The following is a 15,794-nucleotide window of genomic DNA, read 5'->3' as shown; positions in this document are numbered from 1 at the left end:
GATCCGCACCTCGGCGGCCTAGTAGTCCTCGGGAGCCAGGTCGCCCTGTCCGCTCTCGCCGAGCTCGGCGATCTCGGGCGACAGGTCCTGCGTCTCGGGCTGGAGGTCCTCCACGGGCATGTCGAAGCGCGGCACCTGGTCCTCGGCCGACGGCAGGTGGGCGGGGTCGTCCCCCGTGGCGGTCACCGGATCCTCGGAGACGTCGTCGGGCGCCTGCCCGCTCGTGCGCTCCCACTCCGCCTGAGCCGGGTCCAAGGTCGGATCCGGCGCGATCGACGTGTCCTGGTCGCGCAACGGCTGCGCTCCGGCGCCCCCGTCGGCGGCGCGGGGGATGTCGTCGGGAAGGTTGTCGGACATGACGGCTCCTCTCGTCTGGCGAAGAGCCACCGTACGAAGCTCCGCCCGCATCCGGCACGGGGTTGACTCCCGCGCCGGAGGGGAGGTACGCAGACGGATGCCTCAGCGGAGCCGGTAGACGCGGATGCAGACGTGGCCGGGGTCGGGGCGGGCGTATCCGACGAACTGCCCCTCCGTCAGCCACCGGTGCGCTTCGGCGCCCGTCTGGAAGACGAAGGCGGTCCGGTAGTAGAGATCGTCCTCGCCGACAGGCTCTCCCGCTCGCAGCCGGCGCTCGACGACTTCGCCGGCGTGCCAGTAGCCGCGGTTGACGACATCGATCGCGGCGCCGTCCTCGGCCTCGATGACATAGCGTGCGTCGAGCTGCGTGGTCGCTCCCCGTGTGACCCACCAGTCGGCGCCCACGGGGAGCACGCGCCCGGTCAGGCGCGGTCCGGTGATCTCGCCGCCGACGATCGGCGTGACGTTGAGATCCTCGGAGGCCGTGCGCCCGACCCTGATCGGGTCGGCGACCGCGACGCGGAGCTCGAAGACGAACTCGAGTCCCGGCTCGAACGCGGTCACGCGACGGCCGTCCGGGCGCGCGCGTCCACGGGTGTGACGGTACCGAGTGCAGCCTCGACCGCGCGAGCCGCGGCGAGCGCGACATGATCGCCGTTGCGCGGCCCGATGAGCTGCACGCCCGTCGGCAGGCCATCGTCATCGAGCCCCGTCGGCACCGCCACCGACGGCAGTCCGAGGAAGTTCACGGCCACCAGCAGCCGGTGGTCGCGCCACAGCTCGGTGGTCGCGGCGGGGCCGGAGAGGTCGAAGCCGACCTCGGGCATGCGCCGTGCCGAGACCGGACCGAGCACGATCGGGTGCTGCGACTGGAACTTCTCCCAGGCCGCCGCGATCACGGCCCGCCGGGCCCAGGCACCGCCATACTCCTCGGCGGAGCCCAGAACCTCGGTCTCTTGCGCGTTGTCGAGGAAGTACCGGGTCGAGCCGTCCGACAGCGGCATCGGGAGCGCGCCCGGCAGGAAGGCGCCGACCATCTCGTTCACCGAGATGCGGCGCCAGAGTCCGGCCGCCTCCTCGATGAGCGGCGGCTCGATCTCCTCGACCTCCCAGCCGGCCGCAGCGAGCGCGTCGGCCGCCCGGCCGACGGCGGCGGCGACCCGCGGATCGACGCCCCAGCCCAGCGGATCCCGCGCGACGGCGACGCGTCGCGGGCCGTCGTAGGAGGTGGGGTGCTCGACGGTCAGCGCCATCGGATCGCGGCCATCGGCGCCGTGCATGAGTGAGAACGCGATGTCGAGGTCGTCCACGCGGCGCGCGATCGGACCGTTCACGGCGAACAGCTGCAGCGAGAGCGACACCGGCTCGGTGATCTCAGCCATCGGCGCCGGAATCCGTCCGGCCGACGGCCGCAGCGCGCACACTCCTGCGGCATAGGCGGGGAGCCGGAGGGAGCCACCGTAGTCGTTGCCGAGGCCGAGCGGCGTCATGCCGGTCGCCACGGCCACTGCATCGCCGCCACTGGATCCACCGGGCACGCGGAAGGGGTCCCAGGGGTTCAGGGTGCGGCCGAAGAGGTCGTTGTCGGTGTCCCAGCGCAGTCCCCAGTCAGGCATGTTGCCGCGCCCGATCGGGATGGCGCCCGCCTCGAGCAGACGCCGGACCATGGTGGCGTCCTCTCCGGGAACGGCATCGGCCATGAAGGACCAGCCGCTCGTCGACGCCGACCATGTGAGGTCGATGTTCTCCTTCACCGTGAACGGCACGCCCGCGAGCGGGCCCACCGGGTCACCCGCGTCCAAGGCGGCGTCGACCTGGTCGGCGAGTGCGCGAGCCCGATCGTGGAACACGACGGTCAGCGCGTTCACGGTCGGGTTGACCCCCTCGATGCGCTCGAGGTGCGCGTCGATCACCGCCCTCGCGGTCGTGGCGCGCGAACGGACCGCCTCGGCGAGTTCGCCAAGGCCGAGCTGCCACAGCGGTCGATCTGTCATTTCTCTCCTCCGGGGGTGATGATGCGGGTGGTCCTGGTCGCCACCGTCGGCAGGGCGGACGTGCGCGCGGGCAGCCGTCGGCGCGGCACCCATCCGCTCCGCGGGATCGAGTCCAACAGCGTACGCGTGTACTCGGCGCTCGGGCGGTCGAGCACGTCGGCGATCGGGCCCTGCTCGATGACCGCACCCGACTTCATGACGACGACGTGATCGCATACGCGCCGCACGGTGGTGAGGTCGTGCGAGATCATCAGCAGCGCGACGCCGGTCTGGCGGCGGATCCCGTCGAGCAGCGTCAGGATCTCGACCCGGGTGGTGACATCCAGCGCCGACACGGCCTCGTCGAGCACGAGGATCTCGGGCTCAGCCGCGAGCGCACGGGCTATGGCCACCCGCTGCCGCTGTCCGCCCGACAGGGAACGGGGCCGCTGCCCGGCGAGGTCGGGTGCGAGCTTCACCGAGGCCAGCAGGCGGTCCACCTCGGCGTCGATGTCCGAACGCCGGTCGCGGCGTCGATGGACGGCGATCGCCTCGGCCAGGCACTGCCCCACCGTCTGGCGGGGATCGAGCGACTGGTAAGGGTCCTGGAACACCATCTGCGCGACACGCGCCCGCGCTCGGCGGTCGCCGGCCCGCCGCGCCGGTCGCGTCCAGTCCTCGCCCTTGACGACGACCTCGCCGGCATCGGCCGTCTCGAGGCCGCAGATGATGCGAGCCGTGGTGGACTTGCCGGACCCCGATTCCCCGACGATGCCGAGGGATCCGCCACGCGCGAGGGTGAAGCCGACCCCGTCGACGGCGACGAACTCCTCCCGACCGCCACGGGGCGAGCGGACCTGGAACGTCTTGCGCAGTCCGGCGACCGTCAGCACCTGATCCTCGGCCGACCCGCCGGCGGCGACCAGGGCGCCCGGCAGCGTCGCCGACAGCAGCCGCTTCGTGTACGGGTCGGCAGCATCCGTCCGCATCGTCGCCGCGCGCAGCGTCTCGATGGTGCGGCCGTGCTGCATCACCGCGACCCGGTCGCACACCGCACCCGCGAGTGCCAGATCGTGGGTGATGAACAGCAGCGCGAGGTCGCGGTGCCTGCGGAGGTCGGCGATCACGGCCATCACCTCCTCCTGCGTGGTCACGTCGAGCGCCGTCGTGATCTCGTCGGCGAGGAGGATCGGCGGGTCCATAGCGAGGGTGGCGGCGATCATGACACGCTGCAGCAGCCCGCCCGAGAGATCTCCCGGGCGCTGCCTCATGCGGCGGGCGGGGTCGGGGATGCCGACCTCGGCGAGCAGGTCCTGCGCCCGGCGGTCCGCGGCATCCGCCTTCTCCCCCGCCACCGCGACGAGCGCCTCCGTCATGAAGTCGCCGATGGTGCGCAGCGGGTTGAGGTGGGCGCGAGGCGTCTGGAAGACCATGCCGAGGCGGCGGGCGCGGATGTCGCGAAGCCGCCTGGCCGGCAGGGTCGAGATGTCCTCCCCGTCGATGCGGATGGCGCCGCCGACGGTGAAGCCCTCCGGGAGGAGACCCGCGGCGGCCCGGACCGACAGTGTCTTGCCCGAGCCGGACTCGCCGACGAGGCCCAGCGCCTCGCCCGCGCGAACGCCCAGCGTGCAGTCGTGCACGAGGGTGCGCGGCTGATCGCCGTCTCGGCCTGCGCCGGCGGCCGGTGCCGTCACCGAGACGTGGTCGAACTCCAGGACGTACGCGGTCATCGGCCGCTCCCTTCGGCCCAGGCCGTCACTCGGCCACCGACGATGTTGACCGCGAGCACCGTCACGACGACGAGCGCGGCGGGGAACATCGACTGTTCCGGGGCGCCGACGAGCAGCGACGGCTGCCCGGCGGCGATCATCACTCCCCAGTCCGACGACGGCGGCTGCGCGCCGAGCCCCAGGAACGAGATCGCGGCGAGGTCGAGCATCGCGTAGCCGAAGCCGACGGTCGACTGGGCGAGCACCGCGGGCAGGAGCGCCGGCACGAGGTGCCGGAAGCAGATCGCGAGGGAGCCGACGCCCTGGATGCGCAGCGCCGCCATGTAGGGCTTGGCGAGCTCCTGCCGCGCGGAGGCGCGTACGAGCCGCGCCACGATCGGGATATAGGCGATCGACAGCGCCACGATCGGCGCGATGAGCCCCTTGCCGAACATCGACACGGCCAGGACGGCGAGAACCAGGCCGGGGATCGCGAAGATCACCTCGATGAGCCGCGAGCTGACGCCGTCTACCCACCCTCCGAACCACGCCGACGCGATGGCGATCGCGGTGCCGAGGGCCGTGGCGGCGACCACCACGGCGATCGGTGCGAACACGCTGGGCCCGGCGCCCACGAGTACGCGCGACAGGATGTCGCGCCCGAGGTCGTCGGTTCCCATCCAGTGCGCCGACGACGGCGGACCGGATACGGGGCCTACGTAGAGCTGATTCGGGTCGTACGGCGCGAGCCACGCGCCGAACAGCGCCATGACGAGGATGCCGATCATCACGACCCCGGCCGCGATGGCCAGGGGATCACGCACGGCGAGGCGACGCGCGAACGTCGGGACGCGGCCTCCGGCAAGCTGGGCGACGCTCATGCGGTCCTCCTAGGCTTGACGGAGTCGGGGTCGATCAGCGCGATCGCGACATCGGCCACGGCGTTGAGCACGACGAACAGGATGACCAGCAGCAGCGAGACGACCTGCACGACCGGCAGGTCCTTGCGTGCCGCGGCCTCGGTGAACAGGGACCCCAGACCGCCCAGCCCGAACGCCTGCTCGGCGATCGCCGATGCGGCGAACAGGCCCGCGACCGTCGCGCCCGAGATCGCGAGGATCTGTGGCGAGGCGTTGAGGAACACGTGGCGCCGGAAGATCTGCGCACGCGGGATGCCGCGCACCCTTGCCGTGTCGACGTGCTCGGAGTGCAGCTGACCCACGACGGCGCCGCGGGTGATGCGGCTGAGGTACGCGATGTAGAGCACAGCGAGCGAGATCGCCGGGAGCGTGAGGTGGTGCAGCGTGTCGATCACGCCGCCGTCACCGGCGCCGTACACCGGGAACCAGCCGAGCACGCGGCCGAACACCCAGATCAGCAGGATCGCGACGACGAACGTCGGCAGCGCGACCCCGAACGACGTTGCGACGAGCACGGCGCGATCGGTTCCCTTTCCGCGCGTGCCGGCCAGGATGCCGGAGCCGACGCCGAACACCGCGATGAGCACGAGCGTGTACAGCACGAGCATCAGCGTGATGCCGAAGCGCGGAGCGATCAGCTCGACCACGGGCGTCTTGTAGACGAAGGAGGTGCCGAGGTCTCCGGTGAGCACGCCGCCGACCCAGTACAGGTACTGGATCCAGATCGGCTGGTCGAGATGGTGCTCGGCCTTGATGGCGGCGATCATCTCGGGTGTGGGCCGCAGGCCGCCGGCGAGCGCGACGACCGGGTCGCCGGGCGTGAGCAGCACCGCCGAGAAGATGACGATGCTCGACAGGAACAGCGTCAGCAGGAGCCCGCCGAGCCTGCCGGCGAGCTGTCTGACCGTGCTGGCGTTCATCGTCATCCCCTCCCGTTCCCGTTGACGGCGGTCACTCGCCGCCGAGGCGCAGCGCCCAGGGGCTCGCGTAGGCGGCCACCGACGTCACGATCCCGGTGAGCTCGTTGCTCAGGAACGCCGTGTGGTACGAGCCTGCCAGGGTCACCTGCAGCTGATCAGGAGCGAAAACCTCCTGCGCCGCGATGTAGGCTTCCGCAGCCGCGACGGGGTCGGGTGTGGTGCGGGCGGCCTGGACCCCCGCGACCACCTCGGGCACGGCGTAGCCGCTCCAGTTGAAGATGCCCCCCTGGTCGGGCGGCAGCACGAACAGCTGCGGGTAGGTGAGCACTCCCGGAGTCTCGGTGTAGCCGCTCGTCGCCACGAAGTCGATGTTCTCGCGCGGCCCCGGATCGGGCAGGAAGATCGCGCCGAAGTCGGCCGCCTGCCGCTCGTCGATCTCGACGGTCAGGCCGATCTGCTCGGCGGCGCTCTGGACGATGGCGGCAGTCTGGGACAGCTCCTTGTTGCCTGCGGGGATCGCGATCCGCAGCGGCACGGAGGTGTCTTCGCCGGATTCCTCGACGAGCTTCTTCGCGCTATCGAGGTCCACGCGCGGCGCCTCGAGATCGTCGTACCCGTCCTGATAGTCCGCCGCCGCGGGCGAGCCCGACCACGAGAACGGTGCGACGAACGTGCTCTGGGGCTGGCCGAGCCCGTGCAGCACGGTGGCGATGTACTGCTCGCGGTCGATCGCGAGGCTGAGTGCCTGACGGATCATCGGGTTCGCTCCGGCACCGGACTCGCGGGTCGGGCCGAACGAGAACGACGCGGTGGACGGACCGATGACCAGGCGCCCGGTGTCGGAGGACGCGAACGCCTCACGGCTGCCCGGGGCGACGTTGAACGCGCCGTCGACCTCGCCTTCCAGGAGCGCGTTGGTGAGGGTGGTGCCGTCGGGGATGAACCGGAAGGTCAGCTGCTTCACGAGCGGGGCGCCGTCCCAGTACTCCTCGTTGGCGGTGAGCACGATCTCACGTCCCGGTGTCCAGCTCTCCAGCTCGAACGGGCCGGCGCACATCAGCTCGCCTCCCGAGGTGCCCAGCGCCGAGCCCTGGGCCTCGCTCACGGCCTTGCTGAGCACGGCCCCCGCGCCGCCCGAGAGGGCGTCCCGGAACGTGGAGTCGGGAGCGACGAAGCGGACCGTCACCTGGTTCTCGCCCGTGATCTCGATGCCGTCGGGCGCGACGAGGACGAAGGCCCCGTAGAACGCCGACGTGACGTCGGAGTGATGCCGTTCGAGGCTGTAGACGACGTCTTCGGGCGTCACGGGGGTGCCGTCCCAGAAGGTCACCCCAGGCCGGATGTCGATGACGAACGTGACGGGGTCGACCCAGTCCGCACTCTCGGCGATTCCGGCCTCGACCGTGAAGTCGGGCTGCACGCGCAACAGGCTGTCGCAGAGGTTGGGCTGCACGAAGTTGTAGTCGGCGCCCGGTACGAGCGAGCGCGGCTCGCCCTCGACGAGCGCCCAGGTGACCTCGTCGACCGCCGTCGTGGCCGCGGGAAGCGCGTCGACCAGCTCGATCGGGCCGGAGGTCGCGTCGCCGGTCGGCGACGCCTCGGTGTCGCGGGGGGTGCATCCCGCCAGCAGCACGAGCGCTGCGCCTGCTGCGGCGACCGCGGCGGCCTTGCCTCGGATTCTCATCTCGTTTCCTTTCGGGTCGGTCCCGCAGGACCACAGATCGCGACGTCGTCGGCGCGATCAAGGCGGTGGGGCATCAGCGCACCACGAAGACCCGGACGCACACCTGGCCGTCCTCGTCGCGCGCGAGCCCGATGAACTGGTGCTCGGCCAGCCAGCGGTGGGGTGCGGCATCCGTCTGGAACACCGGCGCAGTGCGGAAGTAGTACTCCTCCTCCGGCACGTTCTCGCCGGACTCCACCCGGGCCATCACGTCGGCCGACGCACGGTAGTAGCCGCGGTTGAGGATGTCGATCACGGCGCCGTCGTCCGCTCGCAGCAGATAGCGGGCTTCCAGCTGCGCCGTGCCGGAGCGCTCGACTGCCCAGTCGCCCCCGCCCGGCAGAACCTCACCGCGCAGCAGCGGACCTGCCACCGTGCCGCCCGAGATCGGAGTGAACGTCAGCTCTTCGTCGGCGCTGCGCCCGATCCGCAGGTGCGGCTCGATGTCGACGCGGATCTCGAAGGCGAATTCCAGGACGGGGTCATTCATGAGCGGGCCTCCTCGGCATGCGCGTCGGGCAGAACGGACAGGATGATGCGCAACGGCTCCGCGCCGCCGAGCGTGATGCGCTGCCGGTTGACCGCGGTGCCGACCGCGCCCCACGGCTCCTCTCCCGTCCCCGGCTGCGGGATGAACTCGGGGAAGTCGCTCGAGTGCACGAGCAGGCGCAGTCGGTGCCCCGCCCGCACGCGATACCCGAGCTGGCCGAGATCGATGTCGACGGGCGCCGGGTCACCGGCATCCGTCACATGCACCTGACCACGGGCGATGCGCAGGGCACTGCCGGACGGTGCCACGTCAAGCAGCCGGGCGAAGACGTCCATGACGGGGCCGTCGGACGACACGGATGCCGCGACCCGCACCGGCCCCGCGAGGTCGACGTCGCGTTGGAAGACCTCTGTGGTGAACGACAGCACGTCGGCCCGCGCGCCGAGCGCGGACTCGTCGGGCGCATACAGCAGGAAGGCGAAGGCGTTCGGCACACTCGACGGCACGAGGTCGTCGGGGTCGTGGAGCCACTCGAGGTCGGCGGAGCCATCCGGCATGTCGGGCGACAGACCGCCTTCCGGCGTGGCGTACAGCGTGCGTGCCGATGCGCCCGAGGGCGGCCAGGTGTCGCTTCGACGCATCCCCGGCGTACCCGCGAGATTCCAGCTCACCCGCGGGATGTCGGATGCCTGGCCGTGGCCCCGCACGAACACCTCGAAGAAGTCGACCGCGGGCTGCAGCATCCGTTCCAGCTCCGAACGGATCTGCTCGTCACTGCGCTCCTCCGTGCGCGCGGAGGCGGGGTCGTCGAGGTAGTAGGACTCGTGGTCCATCGACTCGATCCGCAGGAAGTGGTTGAGCGCCCACGCCGGTCGCTGCTCGATCTCGGCGACGTCGGCCCAAGAGAGCGGCGCGCAGTTGTCCCACCAACCGATCGTGTGGAGGGTCGGCACCGGGCGGGCGTCGAACGGGCTCTGCAGGGGGAAGCGCGGCAGATGCACCGCACGTGGGTACCACTGGTCGTACGAGAGCGAGCGGGCGCCAAGCTGCGCGACGACCTCCTCGGCCTGCGCACTGAACGGCCGGCGCGAGGGGTCGAGGTCCCAGAAGTAGGCATCCTGCGAGTGGAAGTAGGTGAGGGGGTACAGGTAGGTGATCGCCCACTCGACGCGGCGGGTGCGCTCCCCCGGCACGACGCGCACGGGCTCACCGAGCATCGTGCCGGTCACGCGCGGCGCGATGGCCTTGAGCGCGGGATGCTGCGACACGACCGCCGCCCACTGCGTATAGCCGTAGTAGCTGTCGCCCCACATCGCGACGCGGCCGTTCGACCAGGGCTGCTGCACGATCCAGTCGATGGTGTCGTAGCCGTCGTCGACCTCGTTCACGAACAGGAGCGCGTCGCCCTCGGAGCGGAACTTGCCGCGCACGTCCTGCGCGACGACGCGGTAGCCGCGCGCCGTGAAGTACTCGGCGATCAGCGGGATGAACGTGTACTCGCCGCTCTTGTCATAGGGCAGCCGGATCAGAACGGTGTCACCGGGATTGTGGTCGGGGACGGCGGGTGCGCCCGGGAGGTACACGTCGGTCGCGAGCCGCACGCCGTCGCGCATGCGCACGCAGCTCTCGCGGGCGGCGGGGCTGACGGGCGCTGGTCCGACATGCACGATCTCCGGCACGGGTGACTCCTCTTCGAGCTGATGGAAGCAACGGTAGGGATTCAGGTGTTCTTAGTCAAGTCTGACTAGACAATAAATCGACTAGGATCGTGTCCGAGGCGAAATGGAGGTTCCGATGGCCCGACCGTCCGTCGCAGAGGAGCGCACGCGGCAGATCGTCGACGCGACGATCCGCACCATCGCCGCGCACGGCATCACCGGCGCGAGCCTCGAGCGCATCGCCGAGGAGGCGGGGATGTCTCGCGGTCACGTCCGCCACTTCGTCGGCAACCGCGAGGAGCTCCTGCGCGAGAGCGCCCGCCGGTTCTACTACGACGACACCGAGGGCGAGTCGATCCTCCCTGTCGGGACGCGCGACGTCGCCGGCGCCCTCGACTTCCTGTTCAGCGCCGAGTTCGCCGCGCCGGGCAACGAGAACGCCGTCGTGCTCGGATTCGTGGAAGCCGCACGCTCGGACCCCGTGCTCGCGGGACTCCTCGTATCTGCCTACCAGGGCACGCATCAGGCCCTGGAAGTGCTGCTGACGGCGGAGTATCCCGGCGCCGAGGCGGGCGCCTGCGCATCTGTCGCTTACGGCGTCGTCGGCATCGCCCTGCACAACGTCTTCCTGAGCGACATCGCCTCGGCGGCCACGGGCACCGCGACCGCCCGCGCCGCCGCCGAACGGCTCATCGCGACACTGGGCTGACTCTGCGAGACCGCAGACGCTGTCGGCCGCGCCGCCTAGTCTCGTCTCATGCGCGGGTCTGCGGAGGCGGGATCATGAGCGACGGCGCGAGGGGCGGTCGTTGGGTGCTGCACGTCGACCTCGATCAGTTCATCGCCGCCGTCGAAGTGCTGCGCAACCCCACCCTGGCGGGCAAGCCCGTGATCGTCGGCGGTCGCGGAGACCCCGCCGAGCGGGCGGTGGTGTCGACGGCGTCGTACGAGGCGCGGCAGTACGGGGTCGGATCCGGGATGCCGCTGCGCATCGCCGCCCGCAAGGTGCCGGACGCGGTCATCCTGCCCGTCGATGCCCCGGCCTACCTGGCAGCGTCCGACGAGGTGATGGCGACGCTCCGCGAACAGCCCGGCGCGGTGGTGCAGGTGCTCGGCTGGGATGAGGCGTTCATGGGGGTCACGACGACCGACCCCGAGGCCTATGCACGACGGGTGCAGGCGGCGGTGCTCGATCGCACCCGACTGCACTGCAGCGTCGGCATCGGCGACACCCTGGTGCGGGCCAAGAACGCGACCGACTTCGGCAAGCCGCGGGGCGTCTTCCGGCTCACGGCGGAGAACTGGCTCGAGGTCATGGGCGACAAGCCGACGGCCGCGCTGTGGGGCGTCGGCTCGAAGGTGTCGAAGCGGCTCGCGCTCCTGGGCGTGACGACGGTCCGCCAGCTCGCCGGCGCGGACCCCGGCGCGCTGGCGGGCGAGTTCGGGCCGAAGATGGGCCCGTGGTACCGGCAGCTGGGTCGCGGTGCCGGCTCAGCGGTGGTGGACGACACCCCCTGGGTGGCGCGCGGACACAGCAAGGAGACGACCTTCCAGGTCGATATCGTCGACCCGCAGGAGATCGAGGATGCCGCACGCCGGCTGCTGGATCAGGTGCTCGACGAGGTGGCCGGCGACGACCGACCCGTCGTCGGCCTCGGGCTCAAGGTGCGCTATGCGCCCTTCCTGACGAAGACGTTCACGAAGAAGATCCCCACCACGTCCGACCGGGCGGTCGTCGTGGAGCGGGCGCTCGAGCTCGTGGCGAAGATCGAGCCCGGGCGCCCTATCCGCCTGCTGGGTCTGCGGGCCGAGATGGCGATGCCCGACGACGCCCGCGAAGGCCGCACCCCGACGCGCAGCGGGTGGTGACGACGCCCGCGGCCGCGGCGTGAAGCCCTCTGGTGCCGACCCCGCCGAGGGTGCATCATTCGGGTATCCGCCCCACGGACGGGGAGAGACGATGACCGCGTCGCGCCTGACGTTCGACGACCTCGAGCTGCGCTTCGACCGCGAGCAGGAGGGGACCTACCGCGTCGTCGTGACCTCGAGCGACGGCCCCGCCACCACCGGCACCTTCTCGCGTCCCTTCACCGACGAGGAGCTTCACGCCTTCGTGCAGCGCGTCGGCCTCGTCCGCAGCCGAAGCGCGAACCCCGACCGGGACGAAGAGATGCGGGCGTTCGGGGCACGGCTCTTCGACGCCGTGATGACCGACCGCGTCGGCGCGCTCTACGAGGCGGCCCAGTCGCGGGCGGATGCGAAGGATGACCGAGGGATGCGGCTGACCCTGCGCCTCTCGGGCGCCCCCGAGCTCATGCGGCTTCCGTGGGAGCTGATGTACCGGCATCCGCGTTTCATCGCGCAGTCGGAGCGGACCCCTCTCGTGCGCACCCTCGATCTGCCGTCGGCGCACAAGCCTCCCCCGCTCACCGGACCCCTGCGGATCCTCGGGATCATCAGCCACCCCTCCGGCTACGCGCAGCTCGACTCCGAACGCGAGCGCCGCAACCTCGAGGAGGCGCTCGGGCCGCTGCTGCGGAGCGGCCGCGCAGAGCTGACCTGGCTGGAACGGGCGACGATCGCCGAGCTGGAGCAGCGGATCGCCCAGCCCGACGAGGTCCACGTGCTGCACTACATCGGGCACGGGGCGTACGACGAGAAGACCGACGCCGGCATCCTCGTGCTCGAGACGCCGCAGGGACGTGCGGACGACGTCAGCGGCCAGCGACTCGGAACGATGCTCCAGGATGAGCGGAGCCTTCGACTCGTCGTCCTCAATTCCTGCGAGGGCGCCCGCACCTCGATCGTCGACCCGTTCTCGGGAGTCGCGACTCGCCTGCTGGAGTTCGACATCCCCGCTGTCGTCGGAATGCAGTTCGAGATCACGGACGCGGCTGCCATCGCGTTCAGCCGGAGCCTTTACACGGGAATCGCCAACGGCGCATCGATCGACGCCGCGATCGGGCCGGCGCGCCGGGCGATCGACGCCGCCGCCAGCAGCTCCGAGATCGGCACACCCGTGCTGTTCCTCCGAAGCAAGGAGACGCGCCTGTTCGACGGCGCCGCCCCTGTCGGGAAGGAGACCGGACACGACGTCCCGCCTGCACCCTCCCCGCCGGCCCCACGCCCGGACGGCGGCGGCGCCGGCTCCGGCGGCTCCGGCGGCGGCTCGCCTCCGCACGAGGTCACTCCCCCGGCGCCGTCGCCGCCGGTCGTCCGCCCGTCCCCTGACGGCGGCGGCACGAGCCAACCCGTACCGGGCGCGGTCCGTGCGCTCTGGGCTCTCATCGCCGTGCTGGCGGTGGCCGTGTTCGCGTTCTTCGCCTCGCTCGTCGCGCAGAACGTCTTCGGGGTGGACGTCCCGTGGATCCCGGGCACCGGCAGTTCGCAGGTCACGCCGTCGGACAACGCGCCGCCCGATCAGGCTCCCACGGAGGGCACGGTCCCCGACGTCGCCGGGGCGGCGGTCGACTTCGCCATGTCCGCGCTGCGTGACGCCGGGTTCGACAACGTGGCCGTCGAATACGTCGACTCGGCCCAGACCGGCAACACCGTGGTCGCGACCGACCCGCCGGCCGGCACGACCCTCGGCTTCGACCAGCTGATCACGGTGCAGATCTCGAACGGCTTCGGCTGACGGGCACTGCCAGAGCCTGTCACCGCCGTGCGCCGCCCCGTAGCGTGGAGGCATGGCTGACATCCGTGCGGAGGTGAAGGAGTTCCTGAGCTCGCGCCGCGCGCGGCTGACGCCCGAGCAGGCGGGCCTGCCGGCCTACGGCGGCAACCGGCGGGTCGCGGGCCTTCGCCGCGAAGAGGTGGCGATGCTCGCCGGCGTCTCGGTCGACTACTACGTGCGCCTCGAGCGCGGCAACCTCGCGGGTGCCTCGGAAGGCGTGCTGGACGCCGTGGCGCGCACCCTCCAGCTCGACGAGGCGGAGCGGCAGCACCTGTTCGATCTCGCGCGCGCCGCCGGGCCCGCCCGCAGGTCGGCCCGCCGCGCGCCGTCGGTCGTACGGCCCGCCGTGCGACAGGTGCTCGACGCGTTCACCGAGGCACCGGCGTGGGTGCGCAACGGCCGGCACGACATCCTCGCCGCCAATCTCCTGGCCCGCGCGCTGTACTCACCCGTCTTCGACGATCCACGCCGGCCGGTGAACACCACGCGCTTCGCGTACCTCAATCCGGCGGCCCGTGACTTCTGGCGCGACTACGACCAGATCACGCACGACTCCGCGGCGATGCTCCGCATGGAGGCCGGTCGCAGCCCGCACGACCCCGAACTCATCCGGCTGGTCGGAGAGCTCTCGACGCAGAGCGAGCTCTTCCGCGAGCGCTGGGCGTCCCGCGACGTGAAGTTCCACCGCAGCGGCCTCAAGCGGCTGCACCATCCGGTGGTCGGGGATCTCGATCTGAACTACGAATCCATGGAGCTCCCCAGCGAGCCCGGGCTGGTGCTGAACGTGTACACCGCCCCGGCCGACTCGCCCTCCGCGGACGCCCTGAAGCTCCTCGCGTCCTGGGCCGCCACGCAGGCCGCCGAATTCGCCGCAGCCGATGCGACCGCCGCCGAAGCGGATGCCCCCGGGAGCGTCAGACGGGCATGACCACCAGCGTCGTGGCCGCGGCATCCGGTCCGGTGATCGGCCGGACGTACGCGACGCCGTAGCGGTCGTACTTCGCGTGGAGCGCGGCATCGAGCGCGGCGCTCACCGCGGGGTCGGCGAGCGAGAACGTCACGTCCTTCTCCACGCCGCCCGCCGCCACCCGCCCGACGCCCGCGCGCAGCGCGCGTCGGAACCAGCCGTTCTCGGGGCCGTGGGCGGACCGCACGTAGAGCGCGTCGCCGACGGCTGCGTGCCAGATCGTCACCGGCGGCCGCAGCGACCCGTCCGGCCGGCGCGACGAGATGCGCAGCTCGGTGGCGCCGCCGATGCGGCGGAGATCCGCGGCATCCCACGCCGTCACGATGCGTCCTCGGCTGTCGGTGTCTGTGTGCCCGCGCTCATGTGTCTCGCTTCCGTTCCCCTCAGAGTCCGACCATAGCCATGCCGGCGTCGTCGTAGCGGTTGCCCGCGACGGCTGCGGCGAGCGCGTCGAGGGTCGAGATGTCGTCCGCCGACAGCGCGACGGCGGTCGCCCCGGCGTTCTCGTCGACGCGCTCGCGCCGGCGTGTGCCGGGGATCGGGACGATGGACGGATGCCGCGACAGCAGCCAGGCGAGAGCCACCTGGCCGGGCGTCGCCCCGCGCGCCGCGGCGACCCCGCGCACCCCGTCGACGACGGCCTGGTTGGCGCGGAGGTTGTCGGGCTGGAAGCGCGGCACCCGGCCGCGGATCTCGTCGGCGCCGAACCTCGCGTCCGTCCCGACGTCGCCGGTGAGGAAGCCCTTGCCGAGCGGGCTGAAGGGCACGAAGCCGATGCCGAGCTCGACGCACGCCGGCAGCACCTCGGCCTCGGGGTCGCGGGTCCACAGCGAGTACTCGCTCTGGACGGCGGTGACCGGGAACGCCGCGTGCGCGCGCCGGATGGTCGCAGCGCCGGCTTCGGAGAGGCCGAAGTGCTTCACCTTGCCCGCTGCGACCAGCTCGCCGACCGCGCCGGCGACGTCCTCGATGGGCACGTCAGGGTCGACGCGGTGCTGGTAGAAGAGATCGATCGCCTCGACGCCGAGCCGCTGCAGCGATGCGTCGGCGACGCGGCGGATCTGCTCGGGCCGCGAGTCGGTGCCGACCATCCTGCCGTCGACGATGTCCCACCCGAACTTCGTCGCGACGACGACCTGCTCGCGGATGGGCGCGATCGCCTCACCGACCAGCACCTCGTTGTCGTAGGGTCCGTAGACCTCGGCGGTGTCGATGAAGGTGACGCCGTGATCCACTGCGTGGCGGAGGACCCCGATCATGTCGTCGCGGTCGCCGGGGTTCGGGCCGTAGCTCATCGACATGCCCATGGCGCCGATGCCGACCGCCGAGACCTCCAGGCCCTGGCCGAGCTTCCTGGTGTGCATGAATCCTCCTCGTGCCGCGGAGCGCTCGTTGGCGGCA

General features: G+C 71.4%; 15 protein-coding genes. 4 read left to right on the top strand and 11 right to left on the bottom strand.

From position 1 onward, the window contains the following. Window positions 1–18: 18 nt before the first annotated feature. From V6R91_RS06010 to V6R91_RS05970, 9 genes are all read right to left on the bottom strand, one after another. Window positions 19–357, bottom strand: a complete 339-nt coding sequence (locus V6R91_RS06010) for a sugar ABC transporter ATPase (RefSeq protein WP_336394671.1) — start codon at window positions 355–357, stop codon at window positions 19–21. A 102-nt stretch (window positions 358–459) separates the two neighbouring features. After that, the gene (locus V6R91_RS06005) at window positions 460–921 is read right to left on the bottom strand and encodes a DUF3237 domain-containing protein (RefSeq protein ID WP_336394670.1); all 462 of its coding nucleotides are present in this window, start codon (window positions 919–921) and stop codon (window positions 460–462) included. After that, window positions 918–2,351, bottom strand: coding sequence for an amidase (locus tag V6R91_RS06000; protein ID WP_336394669.1), 1,434 nt, complete (start codon window positions 2,349–2,351; stop codon window positions 918–920). The genes V6R91_RS06005 and V6R91_RS06000 overlap by 4 nt, the downstream gene beginning before the upstream one ends. After that, window positions 2,348–4,060: an ABC transporter ATP-binding protein gene (gene nikE, locus V6R91_RS05995; RefSeq protein WP_336394668.1), complete on the bottom strand. Its 1,713-nt coding sequence runs from the start codon at window positions 4,058–4,060 to the stop codon at window positions 2,348–2,350. Before nikE ends, V6R91_RS06000 begins: the two co-directional genes overlap by 4 nt. Continuing rightward, window positions 4,057–4,920 carry an ABC transporter permease gene (locus V6R91_RS05990; protein WP_336394667.1) on the bottom strand — a complete coding sequence of 288 codons (864 nt, stop codon included), beginning with the start codon at window positions 4,918–4,920 and terminating at the stop codon, window positions 4,057–4,059. The genes nikE and V6R91_RS05990 overlap by 4 nt, the downstream gene beginning before the upstream one ends. Further along, a complete protein-coding gene (locus tag V6R91_RS05985) occupies window positions 4,917–5,879 on the bottom strand; it encodes an ABC transporter permease (RefSeq protein WP_336394666.1) in 963 nt (320 codons plus the stop codon). The genes V6R91_RS05990 and V6R91_RS05985 overlap by 4 nt, the downstream gene beginning before the upstream one ends. Window positions 5,880–5,910: 31 nt before the next feature. Then, entirely contained in the window at window positions 5,911–7,563 is a 1,653-nt protein-coding gene (locus V6R91_RS05980; protein ID WP_336394665.1) for an ABC transporter substrate-binding protein, read from the bottom strand. 73 nt (window positions 7,564–7,636) lie between these two features. Then, the gene (locus V6R91_RS05975) at window positions 7,637–8,092 is read right to left on the bottom strand and encodes a DUF3237 domain-containing protein (RefSeq protein WP_336394664.1); all 456 of its coding nucleotides are present in this window, start codon (window positions 8,090–8,092) and stop codon (window positions 7,637–7,639) included. Next, window positions 8,089–9,771, bottom strand: coding sequence for a CocE/NonD family hydrolase (locus V6R91_RS05970; RefSeq protein ID WP_336394663.1), 1,683 nt, complete (start codon window positions 9,769–9,771; stop codon window positions 8,089–8,091). Before V6R91_RS05970 ends, V6R91_RS05975 begins: the two co-directional genes overlap by 4 nt. Before the next feature lie 115 nt (window positions 9,772–9,886). Between V6R91_RS05970 and V6R91_RS05965 the strand changes: the two genes are divergently transcribed. From V6R91_RS05965 to V6R91_RS05950, 4 genes are all read left to right on the top strand, one after another. After that, the gene (locus tag V6R91_RS05965; protein ID WP_336394662.1) at window positions 9,887–10,459 is read left to right on the top strand and encodes a TetR/AcrR family transcriptional regulator; all 573 of its coding nucleotides are present in this window, start codon (window positions 9,887–9,889) and stop codon (window positions 10,457–10,459) included. Between the two features lie 74 nt (window positions 10,460–10,533). Beyond that, window positions 10,534–11,619, top strand: coding sequence for a DNA polymerase IV (locus tag V6R91_RS05960; RefSeq protein WP_336394661.1), 1,086 nt, complete (start codon window positions 10,534–10,536; stop codon window positions 11,617–11,619). 91 nt (window positions 11,620–11,710) lie between these two features. After that, window positions 11,711–13,387 carry a CHAT domain-containing protein gene (locus V6R91_RS05955; RefSeq protein ID WP_336394660.1) on the top strand — a complete coding sequence of 559 codons (1,677 nt, stop codon included), beginning with the start codon at window positions 11,711–11,713 and terminating at the stop codon, window positions 13,385–13,387. Between the two features lie 52 nt (window positions 13,388–13,439). Continuing rightward, the gene (locus V6R91_RS05950; protein WP_336394659.1) at window positions 13,440–14,354 is read left to right on the top strand and encodes a helix-turn-helix transcriptional regulator; all 915 of its coding nucleotides are present in this window, start codon (window positions 13,440–13,442) and stop codon (window positions 14,352–14,354) included. Here V6R91_RS05950 and V6R91_RS05945 read toward each other — a convergent pair. Together V6R91_RS05945 and V6R91_RS05940 are read right to left on the bottom strand one after the other, a co-directional pair. Then, window positions 14,341–14,715: a DUF2255 family protein gene (locus V6R91_RS05945; protein WP_336394658.1), complete on the bottom strand. Its 375-nt coding sequence runs from the start codon at window positions 14,713–14,715 to the stop codon at window positions 14,341–14,343. The two genes, V6R91_RS05950 and V6R91_RS05945, sit on opposite strands and share 14 nt — an antisense overlap. Window positions 14,716–14,776: 61 nt before the next feature. Next, window positions 14,777–15,757, bottom strand: coding sequence for an aldo/keto reductase (locus V6R91_RS05940; protein ID WP_336394657.1), 981 nt, complete (start codon window positions 15,755–15,757; stop codon window positions 14,777–14,779). Window positions 15,758–15,794: the final 37 nt, after the last annotated feature.

Source organism: Microbacterium sp. CCNWLW41 (assembly GCF_037083505.1).
This window is presented reverse-complemented; position numbering and strand designations above follow the sequence as displayed.

What these genes read in the sequence shown, in the direction of transcription:
- V6R91_RS06010 (WP_336394671.1), bottom strand. Translation starts at nt 357, where the DNA reads ATGTCCGACAACCTTCCCGACGACATCCCCCGCGCCGCCGACGGGGGC.
- V6R91_RS06000 (WP_336394669.1), bottom strand. Translation starts at nt 2,351, where the DNA reads ATGACAGATCGACCGCTGTGGCAGCTCGGCCTTGGCGAACTCGCCGAG.
- nikE (WP_336394668.1), bottom strand. Translation starts at nt 4,060, where the DNA reads ATGACCGCGTACGTCCTGGAGTTCGACCACGTCTCGGTGACGGCACCG.
- V6R91_RS05990 (WP_336394667.1), bottom strand. Translation starts at nt 4,920, where the DNA reads ATGAGCGTCGCCCAGCTTGCCGGAGGCCGCGTCCCGACGTTCGCGCGT.
- V6R91_RS05985 (WP_336394666.1), bottom strand. Translation starts at nt 5,879, where the DNA reads ATGAACGCCAGCACGGTCAGACAGCTCGCCGGCAGGCTCGGCGGGCTC.
- V6R91_RS05980 (WP_336394665.1), bottom strand. Translation starts at nt 7,563, where the DNA reads ATGAGAATCCGAGGCAAGGCCGCCGCGGTCGCCGCAGCAGGCGCAGCG.
- V6R91_RS05975 (WP_336394664.1), bottom strand. Translation starts at nt 8,092, where the DNA reads ATGAATGACCCCGTCCTGGAATTCGCCTTCGAGATCCGCGTCGACATC.
- V6R91_RS05965 (WP_336394662.1), top strand. Translation starts at nt 9,887, where the DNA reads ATGGCCCGACCGTCCGTCGCAGAGGAGCGCACGCGGCAGATCGTCGAC.
- V6R91_RS05960 (WP_336394661.1), top strand. Translation starts at nt 10,534, where the DNA reads ATGAGCGACGGCGCGAGGGGCGGTCGTTGGGTGCTGCACGTCGACCTC.
- V6R91_RS05955 (WP_336394660.1), top strand. Translation starts at nt 11,711, where the DNA reads ATGACCGCGTCGCGCCTGACGTTCGACGACCTCGAGCTGCGCTTCGAC.
- V6R91_RS05950 (WP_336394659.1), top strand. Translation starts at nt 13,440, where the DNA reads ATGGCTGACATCCGTGCGGAGGTGAAGGAGTTCCTGAGCTCGCGCCGC.
- V6R91_RS05940 (WP_336394657.1), bottom strand. Translation starts at nt 15,757, where the DNA reads ATGCACACCAGGAAGCTCGGCCAGGGCCTGGAGGTCTCGGCGGTCGGC.